At 69.2% G+C, this 20208-nt stretch carries 19 protein-coding genes and 1 pseudogene; 12 read left to right on the forward strand and 8 right to left on the reverse strand.

All coding sequences use genetic code 11. The features are described 5' to 3' along the window. Positions 1 to 51 precede the first annotated feature (51 nt). A complete protein-coding gene (locus AB0H64_RS39135) occupies positions 52 to 597 on the reverse strand; it encodes a hypothetical protein (RefSeq protein ID WP_357635293.1) in 546 nt (181 codons plus the stop codon). 105 nt (positions 598 to 702) lie between these two features. On the opposite strand from AB0H64_RS39135, the gene AB0H64_RS39140 reads away from it, so the two are divergent. Further along, entirely contained in the window at positions 703 to 1230 is a 528-nt protein-coding gene (locus AB0H64_RS39140) for a DUF6886 family protein (RefSeq protein ID WP_357635296.1), read from the forward strand. Here AB0H64_RS39140 and AB0H64_RS39145 read toward each other — a convergent pair. The 3 genes from AB0H64_RS39145 to AB0H64_RS39155 form a co-directional block, all read right to left on the reverse strand. Next, positions 1196 to 2167 carry a 2-dehydropantoate 2-reductase N-terminal domain-containing protein gene (locus AB0H64_RS39145; RefSeq protein ID WP_357635298.1) on the reverse strand — a complete coding sequence of 324 codons (972 nt, stop codon included), beginning with the start codon at positions 2165 to 2167 and terminating at the stop codon, positions 1196 to 1198. The genes AB0H64_RS39140 and AB0H64_RS39145 overlap by 35 nt on opposite strands. Positions 2168 to 2229: 62 nt before the next feature. Further along, on the reverse strand, positions 2230 to 2955 hold the full coding sequence (locus AB0H64_RS39150) for a glycosyltransferase family 2 protein (protein WP_310707356.1): 726 nt from the start codon (positions 2953 to 2955) through the stop codon (positions 2230 to 2232). A gap of 176 nt (positions 2956 to 3131) precedes the next feature. Beyond that, complete coding sequence (locus AB0H64_RS39155; RefSeq protein ID WP_357635301.1) at positions 3132 to 3590, reverse strand: DUF2000 domain-containing protein; 459 nt, start codon at positions 3588 to 3590, stop codon at positions 3132 to 3134. Positions 3591 to 3703: 113 nt separating this feature from the next. Here AB0H64_RS39155 and AB0H64_RS39160 point away from each other — a divergent pair, with 113 nt between their 5' ends. After that, positions 3704 to 4204 (forward strand): Lrp/AsnC family transcriptional regulator, encoded by a 501-nt coding sequence (locus AB0H64_RS39160; protein ID WP_357635304.1) that lies wholly within the window; start codon positions 3704 to 3706, stop codon positions 4202 to 4204. A 24-nt stretch (positions 4205 to 4228) separates the two neighbouring features. Here the strand turns inward: AB0H64_RS39160 and AB0H64_RS39165 are convergent, their stop codons facing one another. From AB0H64_RS39165 to AB0H64_RS39180, 4 genes are all read right to left on the reverse strand, one after another. Continuing rightward, positions 4229 to 5392 carry a SpoIIE family protein phosphatase gene (locus AB0H64_RS39165; RefSeq protein ID WP_357635306.1) on the reverse strand — a complete coding sequence of 388 codons (1164 nt, stop codon included), beginning with the start codon at positions 5390 to 5392 and terminating at the stop codon, positions 4229 to 4231. Positions 5393 to 5411: 19 nt separating this feature from the next. Beyond that, positions 5412 to 6203: an alpha/beta hydrolase gene (locus AB0H64_RS39170; RefSeq protein WP_357635308.1), complete on the reverse strand. Its 792-nt coding sequence runs from the start codon at positions 6201 to 6203 to the stop codon at positions 5412 to 5414. 411 nt (positions 6204 to 6614) lie between these two features. After that, a complete protein-coding gene (locus tag AB0H64_RS39175; protein ID WP_357635310.1) occupies positions 6615 to 8564 on the reverse strand; it encodes a right-handed parallel beta-helix repeat-containing protein in 1950 nt (649 codons plus the stop codon). 351 nt (positions 8565 to 8915) lie between these two features. Beyond that, positions 8916 to 11705, reverse strand: coding sequence for a BTAD domain-containing putative transcriptional regulator (locus AB0H64_RS39180; RefSeq protein ID WP_357635313.1), 2790 nt, complete (start codon positions 11703 to 11705; stop codon positions 8916 to 8918). Between the two features lie 70 nt (positions 11706 to 11775). Here AB0H64_RS39180 and AB0H64_RS39185 point away from each other — a divergent pair, with 70 nt between their 5' ends. The 10 genes and pseudogenes from AB0H64_RS39185 to AB0H64_RS39230 all read left to right on the forward strand — a co-directional run. Continuing rightward, the gene (locus AB0H64_RS39185; RefSeq protein WP_357635315.1) at positions 11776 to 12825 is read left to right on the forward strand and encodes an FAD-dependent monooxygenase; all 1050 of its coding nucleotides are present in this window, start codon (positions 11776 to 11778) and stop codon (positions 12823 to 12825) included. Between the two features lie 182 nt (positions 12826 to 13007). Beyond that, entirely contained in the window at positions 13008 to 13202 is a 195-nt protein-coding gene (locus AB0H64_RS39190; RefSeq protein ID WP_357635318.1) for a hypothetical protein, read from the forward strand. Between the two features lie 66 nt (positions 13203 to 13268). Then, the gene (locus AB0H64_RS39195) at positions 13269 to 14828 is read left to right on the forward strand and encodes a serine hydrolase domain-containing protein (protein WP_357635321.1); all 1560 of its coding nucleotides are present in this window, start codon (positions 13269 to 13271) and stop codon (positions 14826 to 14828) included. 155 nt (positions 14829 to 14983) lie between these two features. Beyond that, positions 14984 to 16225, forward strand: a complete 1242-nt coding sequence (locus AB0H64_RS39200) for a serine hydrolase domain-containing protein (protein ID WP_357635324.1) — start codon at positions 14984 to 14986, stop codon at positions 16223 to 16225. A gap of 234 nt (positions 16226 to 16459) precedes the next feature. Beyond that, complete coding sequence (locus AB0H64_RS39205) at positions 16460 to 16786, forward strand: PadR family transcriptional regulator (protein ID WP_357635327.1); 327 nt, start codon at positions 16460 to 16462, stop codon at positions 16784 to 16786. Beyond that, entirely contained in the window at positions 16783 to 17139 is a 357-nt protein-coding gene (locus tag AB0H64_RS39210; protein ID WP_357635330.1) for a DUF1048 domain-containing protein, read from the forward strand. The genes AB0H64_RS39205 and AB0H64_RS39210 overlap by 4 nt, the downstream gene beginning before the upstream one ends. Before the next feature lies 1 nt (position 17140). Next, positions 17141 to 17467: a DUF1048 domain-containing protein gene (locus AB0H64_RS39215; protein WP_357635332.1), complete on the forward strand. Its 327-nt coding sequence runs from the start codon at positions 17141 to 17143 to the stop codon at positions 17465 to 17467. An 866-nt stretch (positions 17468 to 18333) separates the two neighbouring features. Next, the gene (locus AB0H64_RS39220; RefSeq protein WP_357635335.1) at positions 18334 to 19098 is read left to right on the forward strand and encodes an ATP-binding cassette domain-containing protein; all 765 of its coding nucleotides are present in this window, start codon (positions 18334 to 18336) and stop codon (positions 19096 to 19098) included. 44 nt (positions 19099 to 19142) lie between these two features. Further along, positions 19143 to 19904 (forward strand): ABC transporter permease, encoded by a 762-nt coding sequence (locus tag AB0H64_RS39225; protein WP_357635338.1) that lies wholly within the window; start codon positions 19143 to 19145, stop codon positions 19902 to 19904. A gap of 35 nt (positions 19905 to 19939) precedes the next feature. Next, positions 19940 to 20208 (forward strand): annotated as a pseudogene (locus AB0H64_RS39230) (cytochrome P450); the annotation flags it as partial.

Here is a 20208-nt window from a genome sequence, read left to right on the forward strand (position 1 = left end):
CGGCCCGTCGTGTCCTTCGAGGCACGTGCCGCTCGGGAAGGCCGTTCCCGGTCAGGGCAGCGTGTCCTCGGGGCCGCGTGCCACCAGGCGGTCGCCCGGCATCCGCGCGTGAGCGGGGCCGTGCGCCCGCGCCTCCGTGTACGCCGGCACCCGGCCCGCGCCGTCGCGGGGGAAGGGAGCGGTGTCGCGGTCCTCTTCCGCCCGCTCCGCGGCCGGGCTGCCGGAGGCGGCATGGTCCGCCGCGCTACGGTCGGCGCTCGCGCGCTCGGCGGCGACGCGGTCCTCGGCGGCGCGCTCGCTCTCCAGGCGGCGCTCCAGCTCCCGCTTCTCGTCCTCCAGCCGGGCGACCCGGTCGGAGGTCTGCGCGCGGGCGCTGCGCATCTGCCGGCGCTTCCGCGCGGACCTGCGCGTGCCCGCCACCATCAGCGCTATGCCCAGGAGCAGCACCGCGGTGGTGACGGCTCCGGCCACGAACATCTGAACATGATCGGGCTCTAACGTGTAACCGAACAAGATGTACCTGGACGTCTCCTCGGTGGCCACCAGGATGACGGCACCACCGGCGAGCAGGACCAGGACCAGCCCAAGAAAGGTCATCCGAACTCACCCCTTGTCGTCTGAGCGAGTCTCCCCTGCCCCTCAGCGGCCCCGGTATGCCGCGCAGGAGCGATGCGGCAGGGGTTTGAGGCCATGATGGCGTTCATGAGACCCGATCCAGGACAGGTGCTGCACTTCTCCGAGGACCCGGCCATCGAGCGGTTCGTGCCGCACGTCGCGCCCACGTCGGCGCTCTCCGAGCCGTACGTCTGGGCGGTCGGTCCCGAGCGCTGCCCCGACTACTGGTTCCCGCGCCAGTGCCCCCGGGCGATGGCCTGGCGCGTCCCGGGCACCACCGACGCCGACGCCGAGCGGGTCATCGGCGCCGGCTGCGGCGACCGGGTCCACGCCGTCGAGTACGGCTGGCTGCGCACGATCATGGAGACGCGCCTGTACGCGTACCGGCTGCCGGCCGAGCCGTTCGCGCCCATCGGCGACCCGCCCAGCGCCGTGGTCGCGCGGGTTCCGGTGGAGCCCCTGGGCCCTCCTGAGCCCGTGGGCGATCTGCTGGAGCTGCATGAGCGGGCCGGGATCCAGCTCCGCGTCCTCGACCGGCTCTGGCCGTTCTGGGACGAGGTGGCGTCCAGCACGCTCGGGTTCAGCGGGCTACGGCTGCGGAACGCTCGTCGATGAGGGCGGTCAGCCGCTCCACCGGCATCGACCCGGGCGGGAGCTTCTCGCGCGCGTAGCGGCCGCTTTCGAGCTGGAGCACCTCGTTGACCGGGGTGGGCAGGCCGTGGTCGCGGCCGAGCAGGACGATCTCGCCGTTGAGGTAGTCGGTCTCGATGGAGCCGCTGGAGCGGGCGAGGCTCTGCCAGGACGAGCCGCCGCCGCGGGTGACCCCGTCGATGGGCAGCAGGTCGACCAGGTGGCCGCGCAGCTCGCGCTCCTCCTCCTCACTGCTGAAGGGGATGCCCGCCTCCTTCAGCACCGCGGCGCCCTCGGCGCGGGCCCGCTCGTACACCGCGTCGACGCCGGGCTGGTGACCGCACAGGGCCTCGACGGCGTTGCCCAGGTTGCCGATCAGCTTGCCGTGCTTCCAGCGCATCACGTCGGTCTGGGCCAGGGCGACGAGGCCGCCCTTGGTCAGGTCGGCGACCATCTGGCGGGTAAGGTCGTCCACACCCTGGGGATAGCGGCCCACGTGCAGGAGGCCCGAGTGGGGATGGCCGTAGGCGGCGACCGTGCCGGGCTCCAGGTGCAGGGCGGGCAGCCACACGCACATGCCGTAGACGCGCTCGAACCTGCGCAGCACGGTCCGCTCGTTCTCGACGCCGTTCTGGGCGCAGACCACCGGCAGGTGCCGCGGCCAGGGGTCCAGCGCGGCGACCGTGTCCTGCGACTTGGTAGCGACGATCAGCACGTCGTCGTCGCGGGTGGGAACGGGGCCGTCGGCGGCGGGTATGGGGAGGGTCTCGTCGGACTGGGGGGTGATCAGGCGCAGCCCGCCGGTCCTGAGTGCCTCGTAGTGGCCGCCCCGCGCGATCAGCAGCACCTCGTGGCCGCCCTGGAAGAGGCGGGCCCCGATGGTGCCGCCGACCGCTCCCGCTCCTATGACGATGTAACGCATGCGTTCGAGGATGTCACCCTCGTCGCCGCGGGCGCCACCGGCCCCGGTCGCGCTCGGCGACGCTACTTCGCGAGCGCCACCTGGGTCCGGGGAGTGGCCGCGCCGCGGAAGCGCTCGCGCACGATCGTCCTGAGCACCCGCCAGCCGTCGCGGACCGCGTGCAGGTTGCTCTCGCCGTGGATGCGGCTGCGCTCGTGGCTGGGGACCTCGGCGATGGCCAGGCCGGCCTGGGCGGCGCGGACGTTCATGAGCGTCTCGATCTCGAAACCGTCGCAGTCGAGCGCCATCGCGTCCAGGTGCCGGGCCCAGAAGGCGTTGTAGCCGTAGCACAGGTCGGTGTAGCGGGTGCCGTACAGCCAGTTGGTCAGCCCGGTCAGCGCCCGGTTGCCCAGGGAGCGCAGCGGGCTGATGTCGTCGGAGCCGCCGCCCGGGGCGTACCGGGAGCCCTTGGCGAAGTCGGCCCCGTCCTCCAGGGCGGCGACGAAGGAGAAGATCTCCCGCCCGTCGGTGGAGCCGTCAGCGTCGATCATGACGATGATGTCGCCGCCGGCCGCCGCGAAGCCCTCGATGAGGGCGTTGCCCTTGCCCCGTCCGGTCTGGGTGACCACCCGGAGGTCAGGGCGCAGCCGGCGGGCCACGGCGACGGTGTCGTCGCTGGAGTTGCCGTCGACGAGGACGACCTCGTCGATCCAGGCAGGCAGGGTCGCGAACACATGTGGCAGGTTGTCGGCCTCGTTCATCGCGGGGACGACGACGGTGACGCTGGCGGTGAATGGCCCCTTGTTCATGCCTAGACCGTGCAACCCGGCACATGCAAGCCGCTTGACTTCGCCTTGCAGAGATCATGGTAATCCCTGCTTCATCAGGGCGTGTTCATCATCCTGTGACCTGGTGACACACTCGCGAAGCAGGGGTTGCGGGGCCTTGTCGCGCGACCTTGACTTCTCCGGTCGAATGTGCGCCTCTAGCGAAGCAGGGGCAGCCGGCCGGTCAGGCGCTCCACGTCCGCGCGCGGCCCGAGCAGGCTCACGGCGTAGTACGACAGGTCCTCGGCCCCGGTACGGGCCAGCTCCGCGAGGTAGTCGTCGTAGACGTTGGTCCGCTGCGCGATGGCGGCCATGTCCGCGACCGCCACGCCGGCGGTCCGGGCGGCCTCGTCCCTGACGGACCGGACGATCGCGGACGGCGCGGCCAGCACCGTGCAGCCGGTCCACGGCAGGCCGGCGTGCGGCTGGCCGGAGGCGTCGGCGCCGCCCGAGCCCAGGATCGACGGCACCGCCTGGCTCGTGGACGCGGCCAGGCACGCCGCGGCGTTCGCCTGGAGCCCGCGGGGCAGGTCGCGGTCCATCACGATGACCCACTTGACCGGGAGCTCCCTGGTCGGCAGGTCGGGACGACGGTCGAGGTCGGCCAGCGCGGTCATGAACGATCCTTTCTCCGAACTTATGGAGTGACCATCACAGATGTCCCGCTGACATGACAACGCGAATACGCTGTCTCCGAAGAAAGTTCGGAAATTCGTCAGGGAGCGCGTACGTGGACGAACTTGATACGGCGATCCTCGCCGAGCTCCAGCGCGACGGTCGCCAGACCAACAGGGAGCTGGCCGAGCGCATCGGCATCGCCCCCTCGACCTGCCTGGAGCGCGTACGGTCACTGCGCGCGGACGGGGTGATCGAGGGCTTCCACGCCGAGGTCAACCTGGCCGCGATCGGCCGCCCGGTCCAGGCGCTGATCAACGTCCGGCTGCACCCGAAGATCCGCGAGGCGGTCGAGGGGTTCCGCGAGTACATAACGGCGCTGCCCGAGACGCTCGCGGTGTTCGTGGTGTCGGGCGGCGACGACTTCATCATCCAGGTGGCCGTACGCGACACCGGGCACCTGCGGGACTTCGTGCTCGACCACGTGTCGCGGCACCGCAACATCGCCGACGTGCGCACCTCGCTCGTCTACGACCACATCCGCAAGACGTCGATGGAGGTCCTGCCGCCGGACGGCCCGAGCAGGCACCCCCGCACGGGCCGCAGATCCCGCTGAGCCCCTACGCCCGCCGAGCGCCCTTCACGGGGTCCGCGATTCCTGCGGGGCCGCCGGCACCTTCAGCGCCACGATGGCGACGTCGTCGCTGAGCACGCCGGACTGGAACGCGGACACCTCGTGCAGGAGCCGCCCGGCGATGCCCGAGGCGCTCTCGTCCCGCGACCCGACCAGCACCCGATCCAGCCGCTCGTCGCCGAACAGCTCGCCGTCGCGCCGCGCCTCGATGACGCCGTCGGTGAAGAACACGACGCTCTCCCCGGGGAGGACCTCCACGGTGACGTCGCTCAGCCGCAGCTTCCGCAGCATGCCGAGCAGCGTACCGGGGCTGCCGATCCGCGACGGGCCCTTCCCCGTGAGGTGGACCGGTTGCGGATGCCCGCCCAGGCTCAGCGTGAGCAGGCAGCCTCCGCCGGGCGAGGGCGACACCTGGGCGTACGCGGCCGTGACGAAGCGGTCGGTCCGCTCCTTCACCACCGCCCGGTGCAGCGCCGCGAGTGCCGCCGACGGGCTGGTCTCGCGGGCGGGCGCGGCGCGCAGGGTGTAGCGGGCCAGGCTGGTGACCACCGCGGCGGCCACGCCCTTGCCGGACACGTCCCCGATGACCAGCGCCCAGCCGTCGCGGGTCTCGTACATGTCGTAGAAGTCGCCGCCCACCTCCTCACCGAGGCCGGCGGGTGCGTAGACGCCCGCCAGCTCGATGCCGTCGATGTGCGGCAGGGTGGGCGGCACGAAGCTGGCCTGCAGGACCCCGGCCAGCTCGCGGGCCTCCTTCTCCGACTGCTCGGCCCGCTGCCGGGCGAGCAGCAGCTCGCGCTCGTAGCCGCGCCGGCCCGTGGCGGCGAAGACGCACACCCAGATCTCCCGCGGCCCGGGCGGCTCGCCCTTCATGACGGCGTTGAGCAGGGCGGGGAGCCGGTCGCCGGCCGCGCCGCGGAAGTCGACGGCGATCTCACGGGCGGAGGACTGGAGGGTGAGCAGAGGGGCGAAGTGTGTCTCGTAGAAGATCCGGTCGCCGATCGAGAGCAGCTCCTGGATGCGTACCCGGTCCACCAGGTCCTCGGCGCGGTGGCCGGTCATGGCGAGGAAGGTCCGGTTCGCCCGGCGGATCACACCGTCGGCGTCCGTCACGAGGAACCCGCACGGCGCGTCCTCGAACAGCTCCTCGAAGCCGCTCGTCAGGCCCACGGAGACCCCGCGCCCCGCGTCACAGGAAGCCCTTGATCGCCGCGATCGTCTCCTCGGGGGCGCTGAGGTTCGGGCAGTGTCCGGTGGCGCGCATCAGGACCAGCTCGCTGCCGGGGATCGCCGCGTGGACGTACCGGCCGACGACCTCCGGTGCGATCACGTCGTTCGAGCACTGCAGGATGAGGGACCGCGTCCGGCACTTCTCCAGGTCGGCGCGGTTGTCCGACAGGAACGTCACCTGGGCGAACCGCTTGGCGATCTCCGGGTCGGTCCGGCAGAAGCTGTTGGTCAGCTCCTCGCCGAGCTCCGGCCGGTCCGGGTTGCCCATGATGACCGGTGCCATCTGGCTGGACCAGCCGAGGTAGTTGCTGTCGAGCGACTCCAGCAGCTCCTCGATGTCCTGGGCGCTGAAGCCGCCGACGTAGCCGTCGTCGTCCACGTAGCGGGGTGAGGGGCCGACGAGCACCAGGTTCGCGAAGCGGTCCGGCTCGGCGTTGGCGGCGAGCACGCCGACGAGGGCGCTCACGGAGTGACCCACGAAGCTCACCTCCGTGAGGTCCAGCTCGTGGCAGATGTCGAGAACGTCCTGCGCGTACCCGTGGAGGCTGGAGTAGCGCTCGGGGGTGTAGGCCGACAGGTCGGACCGCCCGGCGCCGACGTAGTCGAACACCACGACCTTGTACGCGTCCTCGAAGGCGGGCGCGACGAGGCGCCACATGTTCAGGTCGCAACCGAAGCCGTGGGCGAACACGAGCGGCTTGCCGTCCGGCCGGCCGGAAACTCTGACGTTGTTGCGCACCAGAACGCTCATGATTACTGAGCATATGCCATCAAAAACGCCCAAATAGCTCCACATAATGGCAAAGCGCACACCTAGGGCCGCAATCCGGCAGCCCGGTCCGGCGAGGCCGTCCGACCGGCCAGGGCCATGCCACCGCGCTCACCGGCGCACAGGGATTGCTGTTTCCCGCGTCGAATCGCCGGCCATCAATGGAATTCTGCCGCGCACCTTCTTCTTTCGGGATCGGCGCGTCTCTGCTCATCGGCTTGGTGGTATTCAGACGGTCGCACCGGCTGGACGTGTGCTTCACGCGCCTTCTCGGCGGATGCACTCATCAGAGCGGCTGCGACACGGGCTTCCGTGTCGCAGCCGCTTTTTCGCGCGTCAGCGTGCCGGGAAGGCGGGCAAAGCGCCGTCACCGGGGCTCATGTTTCGCTCAAGCTACCCGGTACGCACTGCCACATCGTCGATCTGGAACGCGGGTCCGGCGTTGGTCGCGTTCCAGACGAAGGTCCAGTCGACGCGGGTCGTGCCCGCGGGCGCGGTGAACGTGCCGGCTGCTTCGGTCCAGGCGGTCTTCCGGGCCAGGGGAATGGCGTCGGTGCGCAGCAGCGTGCCGGACTCGTCGCGCCACCGCACGTTCCACGTGACGGCAGGCATGGTCGCCACCGCCTCCCGGTACCACAGCGACACCTTGTAGCTCGTACCGGCGACCACACCGCTGTATCCGGGGAAGTTGTCAAGCGCCACCGCGCTGCCGGACCCCTGGGTGCTGGTGATCTGCAGCGAGCCGGTGCCACCATGCGCGTCGCCGGTCTGGTGCGCCACGCCGGCCCCGTACCACGGGGTGTAGGGCGAGACCGTCGTGCCGGACTCGAAGTCGTGCTCGGTGATCGGCGGCGGGACGGGCGTGCCGCCGTCGAACGTGCTGCCGGCGTCCTGGCCGTACTGGGGGCCGACCCACTGCGCGGGCGAGACGCGAGTGCCCATGTCGGCGACCCTGAACTGCCACGGTCCTGTGTAGGTGTTGTCGTGCCAGGAGTTGTGCGACTCGTGGACGATCGACTTCTGGATCACGGCGCCCTTGTACGGCGACCAGTCCGGGTACGTGCCCCAGTTGGACAGCAGGGCCGTGTGCCCGCAGTACTCCGTCGGGCAGCCGCCGTTGACGGCACTGGGGTCGAAGGAGAACGTGTTGTGGTGGACGTCGACGTTCTTCGTCCACCAGCGGCAGTCGGTGTAGAGCGGCTCGCTGGCGATGGCAGGAGCCGAGCACTTCGAGGTGTTGGTCGGCCCGACGATCAGCGTGCAGTCGCCGGTCGTCGAGGCTGGGCTGTTGCAGAACCGGTCGGCGTTCGCCCACGCGGTGATCCCGCCCCAGTTGTTCTCGAGCCGGTTGCCGGAAATCTCGATCTTGCTGGTCCGCGCTTTCACACGGGGCTCACCATCCGCCTCGGACAGGTAGATCGCCGCTTCGGGGAACGGGTCGCCCTTCGCCGCCCGCTCGGCACCTGAGGCCCAGGCGTTGCCGCGGATGGTGTTGTTCCGGATCATGGCGTTGTAGCTGATCTCGTAGAAGATCGCGAGCGACTCGTTGTCCTCGATGAGGTTGTTCTCGATGAGGAAGTCGTTGTTGTTGGTGTCCGCCCAGACCCCCGGCCCGTGGTTGGCGTGGACCCAGTTGCCGGTCACGTCGGCGCCGTTCACCGCCCAGAACTTCATGCCACCGGTGCATCCGCACCCAGGTTCCTGGTGCTCCCAGTCCTCGGTGTTGTTGCCGGTGAACTCGTTGTCCGCGACGACCAGGCCGGTGATGGTGTTGCCGGCCTTGTACGCGTTCAGGCCGTACTGCCCGTTGTCCTTCAAGCAGTTGCCACGGATCTTGTTCGCGGCCCCGGCCATCAGCCCCGCGCCGGAGTTGTTGCGGATCGTGTTGTGCTCCACGACCCAGCCGTCGCCGGAGTCGTGGTTGACCACACCCTGGTCGCGCGGTGCGACGAACCCGGTGATGGTCAGGTATTGGATCGTGACGCCGGTCGCCTGCTCGGTGAACGCGTACCGGTTCAGCCGCTTCCCGTCCAGTACCGCGCCGGGCGCGCCGATGAAGGTCGCGCCGTTGCCGGGCCTGATCTGGGCGTACTCGCCGGTGCCCAGCGTGTGCGTGCCGGTCTCGAAGTAGTACGTGGTGTTCGCCTTGCGTAAGTCCACGCCGCTGTTGTCGCCCGCGGGGACCACGACCGCGCCGGCGGGCGGTGTGGTCGGGCCGTTCAGCGACGAGCTGCCGCAGACCGCTGCCGTTGCCGTCGTCGAGCCGGTTGCCGGATCGACCGCGTCGCCACTCGCCGGCGTCGCGCCGCCCATGACAACCGTGGCGAGGGCTACCAACGCCACCGGCCAAGTTCTTCGCATTCCTGTGCTCCTCCAGGTTTTGGCCAGCCTTGGCCGCACTCGACCGCCAGCCGCCGCAACTGTAGCCACAGCTCGCGCCGACCCTCAAGATCAAGCACTGGGAGGACCGCAGGGCCGAGGCCCGGCGTCCTGCCCACGCAACCACGCCTACATGGATGAGGAGCCGGCCACGAAACCGGCGGCATGGTCACGCAGAACACGAGAGAGGCCGCTTCCGATCTTCGGAAGCGGCCTTCTACCTGCGGCAACTATGTCGGGGTGGTGGGATTTGAACCCACAACCTCTTCGTCCCGAACGGGCGCGAACATGTCCATGAACATGTAAAGGATCTCCTCACAGGAGGGCTCTGGCGGCGTCGGCGGCGGGGTTGTCGAGTTCTTCGAGCAGGACGAGCGCCGCCTGGGCGTGTGTGCGGGCCAGGGCAGTGTGGCCGAGTGCGTGACGGGCCTTGGCCAGGCCGAGATGGCCGTGGGCGGCCTCGTGGGGGTCGTCGATCTCCGTTGCCAGGGCGAGTGCGGCGTCGTGATCGATGAGGGCCTGGTTGTGGTCGCCCATGGTGAGTGCGGCGGCGCCCAGGGCGTTGAGGGTCTCCGCCTGCAGGTGCGGGCCCAGGTCGCGGCTGATCGCGTAGGCGCGCTCGAAGGCGCGGCGAGCGGCGTCGTGCTCGCCTTCGGCGCTGTGGAGGTTGCCAAGAGTGAGCTGGGTGGTCCAGAGGACTGCCGGACCGCCGATCTGATGGTTGATCCGCTGGGCCTGCTCCAGGTAGTCGCGGGCCAGGTCTGGCTCGCCCAGTTGCCTGTGGATCTCGCCGAGGTCTGTCAGGAGGACTCCCATACCGACGCGGTTGTCCGCCGCCTGGAAGAGTTCCAGTGCCTGTTGGTAGTGGTCCTGGCCGCCATGAGCGTCGCCTTGGCGTTCGAGGGAGTGGCCCAGGAAATGATGTCCCGCGGCTTCGCCCTCCGGGTCGCCGGCCGCCCGGCAGGTGGTGATCGCCTCGCGGGCGTACCGGGCGGCTTGGGCCACGTTTCCTATGGCGTGGTGGGTTCTGGCCAGGTCGGCGAGGGTGCGGCCCTCGCTCCGCAGGTCGGCCGCCCGCCGTACCGCTGGAAGGGTCTGGAGATGGAGTGTGAGTGCGGCGCCGCGGCGGCCGCGTTCCTCCAGGAAGGGGAACATGGTCGTGGACAGGAAGAAGGCGTGCGTGTGCCAGCCGTGTTCCGCCGCGTGCGCGCCGACGGCCAGCAGGACGGGCAGCTCGGCGTCCAGCCAGGCCGCGGCCTCGGCGCGGTCGGACAGGGGCGGAATCTCCAGGCCCGGCGGGGGCTCGTGCGGAGTCGGCAGTGCCCTGTCCGGGTACTTGAGGTCGGCGGCCACGCCCATGACGTGCGTGTAGAAGGCGAAGAGCCGGGTCAGGGCGGCCTTCCTGGATTCGTCCGGCTCCTCCAGGTCGGCCGCTGACCTGGCGTGGTCGCGCAGCAGGTCGTGGAAGGTGTAGCGGCCCGGTTCCTGCTGGATGAGCATGTGGGCGTCCAGCAGGTCCTCCAGGAGCGACTCAGCACGGGTGACGGTCAGGTCGGCGAGCGCGGCGGCCGCATGGGCGTCGATGTCCTGGGCGGGGTGGAGGCCGAGCAGGCGGAACATGCTGCGATGGTCGGGGCTCAGCTGCTCGTACGACAGCGCGAAGGCGGCCGCGACGCCCCGTTCCGCGGTGGTCAGTTCGGCCAGACGGCGGCTCTGGTCGCGCAGCCGACCGGCGAGGTAGTCCACCGTCCACCGGGGACGGTGGCGCAGCCGCGCGGCGGCGATGCGCACGGCCAGCGGCAGGAACCCGCACAGGCGCAGGACCTCGGCGACGGCGGCGGGCTCCTGCCGCGCACGGGGCCCGACGACGCCGGCGAACAGCTCGACCGCGTCACTCTCTGGCAGCACGTCGACGGATACGGCGTGGGCGCCATCCAAGTCGATCAGCCTACGCCGGCTCGTGATTACGGTCATGCTGCCCGAACCGCCGGGGAGCAGCGGCTTGACGTGCTGGGTGTCGGCGGCGTTGTCGATGACGACCAGGGCGCGCAGCCCCGACAGCTCGGCGCGCCACAGCGCGGCACGTTCCGAGGTCCCTGGCGGTATGCGCTCCGCGGGCACGCCGAGCTGGCGCAGCAGGATCTCCAGCGCCTCGCCGGGATCGACGGGATCGCGGCCGACGGTGTGGGCCTGCAGGTCGACGAAGAGCGCGCCGTCGGGGAAGCGCTCGGCGAGCAGGTGTCCCGCGTGTACGGCCAGTGTGGTCTTGCCGATGCCCGCCATGCCGTCGATCGCGACCACGCTCACCCCGTCGGGCAGCCTGGCGAGCCGCTCGAGCTCGGCTTGGCGCCCGGCGAAATCGGGCACGTCATACGGCAGGAAACTCACCACCGTGGGCCGGTCGTCTCTCAACACCGCCTCTTCGACGGCCGCGAACTCCCGGCTGGGGTCCAGTCCCTGCTGCTCGGCCAGCGTCGTCCGATAGTCGCGCGCGGCCGCCAGCGCCTCCGCCTGCCGTCCCGATCGATGCAGCGCCAGCACGTACTGCCCGCGCAGGCGCTCCCTCAGCGGGTGGCCGGCCACTTCCGCGGCTAGCTCGTCAAGCAGTACGGCATGCCGCCCCGCCTGAAGCTCCAGCTCCGCCAGCCGTTCGACGGCCGTCAGCCGCTGCTCCTCCAGCAGGGCCCTGGTGGCGGGCACATAGTCGGCCTGCACGTCGGCCAGCGCCTGCCCGCGCCAGAGCGCGAGCGCCTGGCGGATCTCGTCGCTGTCGCCCGCGGTCAGCCGCCTGAACTCGTGGACGTCCACCTGAGCCGGCTCCGTCACCGCGGCATAGCCGGCGGGACGCGTCTGCAGAATGTTCTCGGCCTGCGCCGCGCGCAGCATCCGGCGTACCGCCATCACCGACGCCTGGATCTGTGCCTTGGCCGTTTCTGGAGGGGTCGGCCCCCACATCGCCTCGATCAGCCGGTCCGTGGTCACCGTGCTTCCCACGTTCAGCAGGAGGTAGGCGAGCATCGCGCGATGCCGGGGAGCTCCGCCCAGCACGTGTCCTTCGGCGCTGACCTCTACCGGGCCCAGGAGCGAGAAGCGCATAGAGGCCATATAGGCGAATGTATCAACGCCGTCGATCAGTATTTCCCCAGGTCTCGTGACGTACAGGACAGGAGTACACATGAGCGGAGAAGTACTGATCTCGGGTGCGGGTGTCGCGGGCATGTCGCTGGCGTACTGGCTGCATCGGCAGGGCTACGCGGTGACCGTGGTGGAGCGCGCCGCCGCGCTGCGCGGCACCGGATACGCGGTCGACTTCCGCGGTGACGCGATCGGCGTCCTCGACCGCATGGGCCTGCTGTCGCAGATGCGCGACCATGCCACCGGGATGGGCGCGATCACGCTGGTCGACGGCGACGGGAAGCCGACCGGTGAGCTGCCCGCGGAGACGTTCGCCGGCGACCTGGAGGTGCTCAAACCCGATGTGACGCGCATTCTGCACAGCATCACCGCCGACGACGTCTCCTACGTCTTCGACGACTCGATCACCGCGATCGACCAGGACGAGGACGGCGTCAGCGTCGAATTCGAAAAGGCGGCCGGGGGCCGGTTCGACCTGGTGATCGGGGCCGACGGCGTCTACTCCAACGTACGCCGCCACGTCTTCGGTCCCCACCGCGACTTCGTGCAGCACCTGGGCATGTCGGGCGTCGGCTACACCACGGGCAACCGGCTGGGCCTCCGCCGCCAGGGCCTGCTGTACAGCGCGCCGGGCAGGGCCGTCTACGTGTTCAGCTCCAGCGATCCCGACAGGATGACCGTGAGCCTGTCGTTCGCCACAGAGTCCCCCGACATCGACCGGCTCGACCGCGACACGCAGGAACGCCTGGTCCGTGAGCGCCTCGCCGGCGAGGGATGGGAGGTGCCTCGGCTGCTGGAGGAGATGCGACTGGCTCCCGACTTCTTCTTCTCCTCCGCCTGCCAGATCGTCATGGACCGCTGGTCGCACGGCCGCGTCGTCCTCGTCGGCGACGCCGGATACTGTGCGGCGCCGACGGCGGGCATGGGCACCTCCCAGGCCCTGATCGGCGCCCACCTGCTGGCGACCCGCCTGGCGGAGACGGCGGGCGGCCACACCGTCGCATTCCCCGCCTACGAGCGCGAACTACGCCCCTACGTCACCGAGAACCAGGCCAAGGGCACCGAGGCGGCAAAGATGTTCGGCGCCTGACGGGAATGAGCGTGGCCGCCCATGCGGTGTCGTGTCAGCGGCGGCGTCAGGACGGCAACGGCCCGGTATCAGAGCGGGCGGCGATTGTGGACGCCATGAACAGTCCAGCGATTGCGGCCCCGGAGCTGGGACCTGGGCCACGTCGAGCTCACCTCCGTGACGGCTGGGGCTTCGGGATGGCGGTGCGCACCTGCCGAGGCGACTACGCGCCCATCGGCCAGTTCGGCTGGGACGGCGGAAGCGGCACCGCGACCTACGCCGACCCCGCCAACCAGCTCACCGGAATCCTGCTCACCCAGGTCGGGGCCTCCACCCCCGATTCCATGCGGCTCAGCCACGACTTCTGGACCACGCTCTACCAGGCCATCGACGACTGAGCCCGAGTCCCCACCCGTCAACCCTCGCCCGCACGTTCCCCATCAAACTTGAAGGAGCACACCATCATGTCCATCACCCTTACCGACCAGGACAAGTCCACCTTGCGGATCGCCGCGTGGGGCGCCGTCTCGCTGATGTCCGCCGCTGGTGCCGCCGGCTCGGCCCACAAGGCCGGAACCGAAGGCTCCATCGCCCTGACCTCCGCGACCGGTCTGGTCGGGCACGTGCTCACCAAGGCGCCCAAGGGTGTGAAGTACGGCAAGTCGGTGGCCGAACTGGCCGATCAGGTGCTGCCGGCCCTGACGGCGTCCATGGGTCTGCTGAAGGAGCAGGCGGCGGCAGAGGCCGACAACTTCCGCCGCACCGTCCTCGTCGCTGTCGAAGCAGCCGCCCGGAGCCAGAAGGGGGCGCCCAGCCCCACCATGGCCGAGATGGCCCGCAAGATCACCGAGGCCCTCGACGCCGCTTCGGCCACGCCCCGGGTGGCCACCCCGGACAGCATCACGGCAGCTCCCGGGCAGGGTCGCCCGGAGCTGCAGAAGCTCATCCAGGAGATGGTCGATTCCGGTTTCGTCGGGGTGTCGCTGCGCGTGCACGATGAGCGGGGCGAGTGGGTTGGCAGCGCCGGGGTGCGCGAGCTGGGCGAGAGCGCCGAGCCGCCCGCCGACGGGCATGTCCGGATCGGCAGCAACACCAAGACCTTCATCGCGACCGTGGTGCTGCAGCTGGTGGCGGAGGGCAGGATCGGGCTGGACGCCCCGGTGGACGACTACCTGCCCGAGTTCGGGCTGGACCGGCGGATCACCGTACGGATGCTGCTGCAGCACACCAGCGGGTTGTTCAACTTCACCGGTGACTTCGACCCCGACGGGACGTACGTGCCGGGGATCCCCGCCACCACCGCGGGCAGGGAGTGGGTGGACAAGCGGTTCCACACCTACCGGCCGCAGGAGCTTGTGGAACTGGCGTTGTCCAAGCCGGCGCGGTTCGAGCCGGGGACGGACTGGAGCTACTCCAACACCAACTACGTGCTGGCCAGGCTGCTGATCGAGAAGGTCACCGGCCGCACCTACGCCGAGGAGATGCGGCGGCTGATCCTCGGGCCGCTCGGACTGTCGGGCACCATGGCGCCGAGCACCGAGACGGAGATCCCCGAGCCGCATGCCCACGCCTACTACCGCTACGAGGAGGCCGGCGAGCAGCAGACGGTCGACGTCACCCTCCAGAACCCGTCCTGGATCTCCAGCGGCGGTGACATGATCTCCACCACCGAGGATCTGCACACGTTCATCTCCGCGCTGGTGGGCGGCAAGCTGCTGCCGGCGGCGCTGCTGGCCGAGATGTGCACGCCGGAGCCCAAGGCCGGCTACGGCCTGGGGGTGTTCGTGCAGGACGTGCCGGGCGGCGGCACCGTCATCACCCACAACGGCGGCATGGCGGGCCACGCGGCGCTGATGTACAGCACGCCCGACGGCGGCAAGACCCTGACCGCCGCGCTGAACTATGTCGACGACGCAGCGCTGTCCCTGGCAGAGGCGTTCCAGAAGGCGACGCAGAGGCTCGTGCAGGAGGTGTTCGGCGGTGGGCAGGCCGAGCCGGCCGCCGCCGCTGAGCCCGCTCAGTAGCCGGGGCTGAGCACCGTAAGCACGCCTGGGACTCGCCGGTAGGTGGGCTGATGAGCACGCAGACGCCTACCTGCCACCCGGCCGCCCCCATCCCCATCGATCCCGCATCGCTCGGCGAGCTGTTCGCCCGAGCGCGACACCAGAGACGAGTAACCATGAAAATCCAATCCTCACCAGCGATCACGCAGACCAAGGTCCTGCGGCGTGTGGCGGTCACGGCGCTGGCGGCCGCGCTGCTGGCCGGGACGGCTGTGACCGCACCCGGGATGGCCGCCGCGGACAGCAGCACGGCCGTGCTGAAGGCCGCTGCCGGGCAGGACCGTCCGGAGCTGCAGCAGGCCACGCAGGCGTTCGTCGATGCCGGTTTCGCCGGGGTGCAGGTGCGCGTGCACGATGAGCAGGGCGAGTGGGTCAGCAGCGCCGGGGTGCGCAAGCTGGGTCAAAGCGCCAAGCCGCCGACAAACGGGTCGTTCTGGGCGGGCAGCATCATCAAGCCCTTCACCGCTACCGTGATGCTGCAGCTGGTGGCCGAGGGCAAGATCGGGTTGGACGCCCCGGCGGACGACTACCTGCCCGAGTTCGGGCTGGACCGACGGATCACCGTACGGATGCTGTTGCAGCACACCAGCGGGTTGTTCAACTACACCGGTGACTTCGACCCTGACGGGACGTACGTGCCGGGGATCTCCGCCGCGGGCAAGGCGTGGCTGGACAACCGGTTCCGCAGCTACCGGCCCGAAGAGCTGGTACGGCTGGCGTTGTCCAAACCGGCGCGGTTCGAGCCGGGGACGAACCAGATCTACACCAACACCAACTACACGCTGGCGTTGCTGCTGATCGAGAAGGTCACCGGCCGCTCGTACGCCGAGGAGGTGCAGCGGCGGATCCTGCGGCCGCTCAAGATGCGGGGCACGATGGTGGCGGGCAACCGGACGCAGCTTCCCGGGCCGCACGCCCATGGCTACTACCGGTATGAGGACGCCGGCCGGCAGAAGACGATCGACATCTCGCGCCAGAACCTCTCCCTGCTGGCCGGTGCCGGTGACCTGATCTCGACCACCCAGGATCTCCACACGTTCATCTCCGCGCTGAACGGCGGCAAGCTCCTGCCGGCCAACCTGCTGGCCGAGATGCGCAAGCCGTATCCGAAGATGGGCTACGGCCTCGGGTTGTTCGTGCAGGACCTGGGCTCAGGCTGTGGCACCGTCTACCAGCACAACGGCAGCCCCCCGCACGGCTACGGGGCGTTCATGTACAGCTCACCTGACGGTAGCAAGACCCTGACCGCCTCCGTGACCTGGGTGGATGAAGCCACAAGGGGCCCGGCGAAGGATTACCAGAAGCTGGTGGACAGGCTCGTCCAGGAGGTGTTCTGCGGCGGGCAGACCGCGGATTGACGAGGCCAAGCCGACTTCACCCGCTCAGTCAACGGGCCGGGCCCCTTGGACCCGTACGCCCAGGGGGCCCGACGCTCGGGTCGCCGTCACCAGGGGCAATGTAGCTCTGCGTGATCCCGGCGATCTGGAAGAGCTGACCGTCGCCGAGCTCTCTGGGCCTTGGCTCACTACTCTGTGATACTCTATAGTGGTACTCGGTACTACAAAGTACCAGGAGACCGAAGAGGACCCACGATGGACGACCTGACGGAGATGCTGAAGGGCACGCTGGAGGGCTGCGTGCTTGAGATCATCGGCAGCGAGGAGACCTACGGGTACGCCATCACGCGCCGGCTGAACGAACTCGGCTTCGCCGATGTCGTCGAGGGGACGGTCTACACCATCCTGCTCCGGCTGGAGAAGAACGGGCTCGTCCAGGTGACGAAACGACCCTCCGAGCAGGGCCCGCCGCGCAAGTTCTATGCGCTCAACGACGCGGGACGCAAAGAACTGGCGACGTTCTGGGCGAAATGGAAGTACGTCTCATCACGGATCGAGAAGCTCAAGGAGGGCGGGAGATGAACTTCTGGGAGACCATCACAGGCAGCGATCTCACCAGGGAATGGAAGGCGTTCGAGGCTCGGGCCGCGGCATTGCCGACCGACCACCGGGCGGCGTGGGAAGAGATCAAAGGTCATCTCTTCTCCTACGGGGATTTCACCGGCCGAAACCTGATGCCGATTTTCGACGGTGCTCTGGGGCTGCTCGAGGAGACAGCGGCCGATGGGCAGAGCATTCACGAGGTGCTGGGTGACGACATCGGGGGCTTCTGCGCGGCGCTGGCCGGCGGAGAAGGGGCTCGGAGCTATCGCGACCGGTGGCGCGAGCAGTTGAACAGGAACGTCGCGAGGAAATTGGGCCGGCTGGGAGGCTGACGTGGGCATCCGAGACATCATCGAGGGCAAGAAGCAGTGGCGGGCGCACATGGCACGGGTCAAGGCGCTCCCGCCGGACTACCAGATCGTCTACAAGGAGATTCAGAGGTACTTCTTCAAGGTCGGGCCGATCGACTTGATTGACGGGTCCCTGCTCTCAGGGATCGTCGACTTCTTCGAGGAGGGCGTCGCGGCCGGCAAGGGGGTCCTGGAACTCATCGGCACCGATGTCGCTGCCTTCTGCGACGATCTGATCAAGGATTCGCGCACCTACGCGGACATCTATCAGGAGTCCATCAGCCGGAAACCCGGCACGGCCGAGAAGTAACACCCGTCGACCGGCGCTGACGGAGTTCTTCGCCGGGTGAGCCGAAGCAGAGAATCGGACCCCTGACGGTCGACAGTCTGCTTGGCGCTGCGCGCGCCGAGTTGCGCCGGTTGTCTCCCATCGAAGCCGCCGTCGCGGTCGCCCGCGGCGCTCGGCTGGTGGGCGCCCCCGCACCCGTGAGGCGACCTGCCACGACGCCGGCGTCACCTGGGACGGGCTCCCGCCGGTGCCGCGAGCAGGCGCGTCCACTTGGAGGGGCCCCGGGAGGATGCTGGAACACCCCCTCCGGGGCCGCGCCCGCTGCAGCAGAGCACGGCGAACGGAACCCCGATCCGCGAAGACGTCGGGGAGGGTGCAGTGGACGCCGAACCGCCCCTGGAGGGGCGTGTCAGGCCGGCGGATGTCCCGGCGGTGAGTAGGTCTGCTGCGGTGTCGTGTCAGCGGCCGTGTCAGCACGGCAACGGGCCGGTATCAGCGCTTTCGGTGATGGTGGATGCCATGAACAGTTCAGCGATTGCGCCTCGTGCGCGGGCGCTCTCGCCTCGTCCGCGACGATCGAACTCTCCGGTGAGCCGACGGAGCCTGTCTTCGCCCAAGGGATGACGGACCTGCTCGAGAACGACGATCAGGCCGCCCGCACCCACAGCTCAAGCTTCCGCTTTGCACCTCAGCTATTCGGTGTTGCTAGGTAGCAGTAGTCAGTGCTACTTTGTACCGGTAGTCAGCAACACCAAGTAGCTGTTCGTCGAGACGTTCATGACCGACTACCCCCTCGGCCAGTACCGGGCCCGCGAACGTAACCGCTTCACCAGCGCCATCGCCCGCGCCGCCGGTGACACCACCCCACCACAAGACAGGACAGAGTGATGACGACCCAGCAAGCCCCGGCGATCCAGGTGCACGGCCTGGAGAAGTCGTACAAGGAGCTGCGCGTGCTGCGCGGCGTGGACTTCGAGGTGGCGCGGGGCAGCATCTTCGCCCTGCTCGGCTCCAATGGAGCGGGCAAGACCACCGCCGTGAAGATCCTGTCCACGCTGCTCAAGGCCGACGCGGGCACGGCCCGCGTGAACGGCTTCGACGTCGCCACGCAGGCCGCGGACGTGCGCGAGTCGATCAGCCTCACCGGGCAGTTCGCCGCCGTGGACGAGATCCTCAGCGGGCGGGAGAACCTTGTGCTGGTCGCCCGGCTGCGGCACCTCAAGAACCCAGGCAGGATCGCCGACGACCTGCTGGAGCGTTTCTCGCTGACCGACGCGGGCGGGCGGAAGGCGGCGACGTATTCGGGAGGCATGCGCCGCCGCCTCGATATCGCGATGAGCCTGATCGGCGATCCGCCGGTCATCTTCCTCGACGAGCCGACGACCGGGCTCGACCCCCAGGCTCGCATCGAGGTGTGGCAGGCCGTCAGGGAGCTCGCCGAGCGGGGCACGACGGTGCTGCTCACCACGCAGTACCTGGACGAGGCCGAACAACTCGCCGACCGGATCGCGATCCTCCATGGGGGCCGGATCATCGTCAACGGCACCCTGTCCGAGCTCAAGCAACTGCTCCCGCCCGCCAAGGTCGAATACGTCGAGAAGCAGCCGACGCTCGAGGACGTCTTCCTCACCCTCGTCGGCACCAAGGCCTGACGAACCACGAAGGCATAGGAACAACGAAGGCAAAGGGAACAACGATGAGCAAGCATTTCTTCGGCGACACCACCGTCCTGCTGGGACGGTCCCTGCGCCACATAACGCGCAGCCCGGACACCATCATCACGACCGCGATCATGCCGATCGCCATGATGCTGATGTTCGTCTACGTGTTCGGCGGAGCGATCAGAACAGGGTCGGACTCGTATGTGAACTACATGCTGCCCGGCATCCTGCTCATCACCGTCGCCTCGGGCATCGCCTACACCGCGTACCGGCTGTTCATGGACATGAAGGGCGGCATCTTCGAGCGTTTCCAGTCGATGCCGACCGCGCGGTCGTCGGTGCTGTGGGCGCACGTGCTGACCTCGCTGGTCGCCAATCTGATCTCGCTCGGGGTCGTGATGCTCGTGGCCCTGCTCATGGGCTTCCGCTCGGGGGCGGGAGTGTTGGCGTGGCTGTCGGTGGCGGGCATCCTGATCCTGTTCACCGTGGCGTTGACCTGGATCGCCGTCATCCCCGGCCTGTCCGCCAAGACCATGGAAGGCGCGAGCGCGTTCTCCTACCCGCTCATCTTCCTGCCCTTCCTCAGCTCGGCGTTCGTGCCCACCGCCACCATGCCCGGCCCGGTGCGCGCCTTCGCCGAGAACCAGCCGGTGACCTCCATCGTCAACGCCATCCGCGCCCTGTTCGCCGGGCAGCCGGTCGGCACCGACATCTGGGTCGCCCTCGCCTGGTGTGTCGGCATCCTCGTCGTCGCGTACGTCTTCGCCATGAGGACCTACCGCCGCAAGATCTCCTAGGTCGGCCGCGTGCCTGCACATCGAAAGGAAAGGTCATGAACGATTTTGTCCACACCCTCACGGCGATGCCGACCACGCGTCAGCCCGGCTGTCCCTTCGACCCGCCCAAGGAGCTGACCCAGGCCCGTGAGCACAGCCCGATCAGCCGCTTCCCCTTCCCCGACGGGCACCAGGGCTGGCTGGTCACCGGCTACGACCTGGTCCGGTCGGTCCTGGCCGACTCGCGGTTCAGCTCGCGCAAGGAGCTCATGCGCCACCACCCGCTGATCGACTACGGCGACATCGAGGTCCCCCCGGCGCCGCC

The sequence above is a fragment of the Nonomuraea sp. NPDC050733 genome, from assembly GCF_040654215.1.
Taxonomy (GTDB): domain Bacteria; phylum Actinomycetota; class Actinomycetes; order Streptosporangiales; family Streptosporangiaceae; genus Nonomuraea.

Excerpts from the sequence above, each read along its gene's own strand:
- AB0H64_RS39135 (WP_357635293.1), bottom strand. The coding sequence starts at position 597 with ATGACCTTTCTTGGGCTGGTCCTGGTCCTGCTCGCCGGTGGTGCCGTC.
- AB0H64_RS39140 (WP_357635296.1), top strand. The coding sequence starts at position 703 with ATGAGACCCGATCCAGGACAGGTGCTGCACTTCTCCGAGGACCCGGCC.
- AB0H64_RS39145 (WP_357635298.1), bottom strand. The coding sequence starts at position 2,167 with ATGCGTTACATCGTCATAGGAGCGGGAGCGGTCGGCGGCACCATCGGG.
- AB0H64_RS39150 (WP_310707356.1), bottom strand. The coding sequence starts at position 2,955 with ATGAACAAGGGGCCATTCACCGCCAGCGTCACCGTCGTCGTCCCCGCG.
- AB0H64_RS39155 (WP_357635301.1), bottom strand. The coding sequence starts at position 3,590 with ATGACCGCGCTGGCCGACCTCGACCGTCGTCCCGACCTGCCGACCAGG.
- AB0H64_RS39170 (WP_357635308.1), bottom strand. The coding sequence starts at position 6,203 with ATGAGCGTTCTGGTGCGCAACAACGTCAGAGTTTCCGGCCGGCCGGAC.
- AB0H64_RS39180 (WP_357635313.1), bottom strand. The coding sequence starts at position 11,705 with ATGGCCTCTATGCGCTTCTCGCTCCTGGGCCCGGTAGAGGTCAGCGCC.
- AB0H64_RS39185 (WP_357635315.1), top strand. The coding sequence starts at position 11,776 with ATGAGCGGAGAAGTACTGATCTCGGGTGCGGGTGTCGCGGGCATGTCG.
- AB0H64_RS39195 (WP_357635321.1), top strand. The coding sequence starts at position 13,269 with ATGTCCATCACCCTTACCGACCAGGACAAGTCCACCTTGCGGATCGCC.
- AB0H64_RS39200 (WP_357635324.1), top strand. The coding sequence starts at position 14,984 with ATGAAAATCCAATCCTCACCAGCGATCACGCAGACCAAGGTCCTGCGG.
- AB0H64_RS39205 (WP_357635327.1), top strand. The coding sequence starts at position 16,460 with ATGGACGACCTGACGGAGATGCTGAAGGGCACGCTGGAGGGCTGCGTG.
- AB0H64_RS39210 (WP_357635330.1), top strand. The coding sequence starts at position 16,783 with ATGAACTTCTGGGAGACCATCACAGGCAGCGATCTCACCAGGGAATGG.
- AB0H64_RS39220 (WP_357635335.1), top strand. The coding sequence starts at position 18,334 with ATGACGACCCAGCAAGCCCCGGCGATCCAGGTGCACGGCCTGGAGAAG.
- AB0H64_RS39225 (WP_357635338.1), top strand. The coding sequence starts at position 19,143 with ATGAGCAAGCATTTCTTCGGCGACACCACCGTCCTGCTGGGACGGTCC.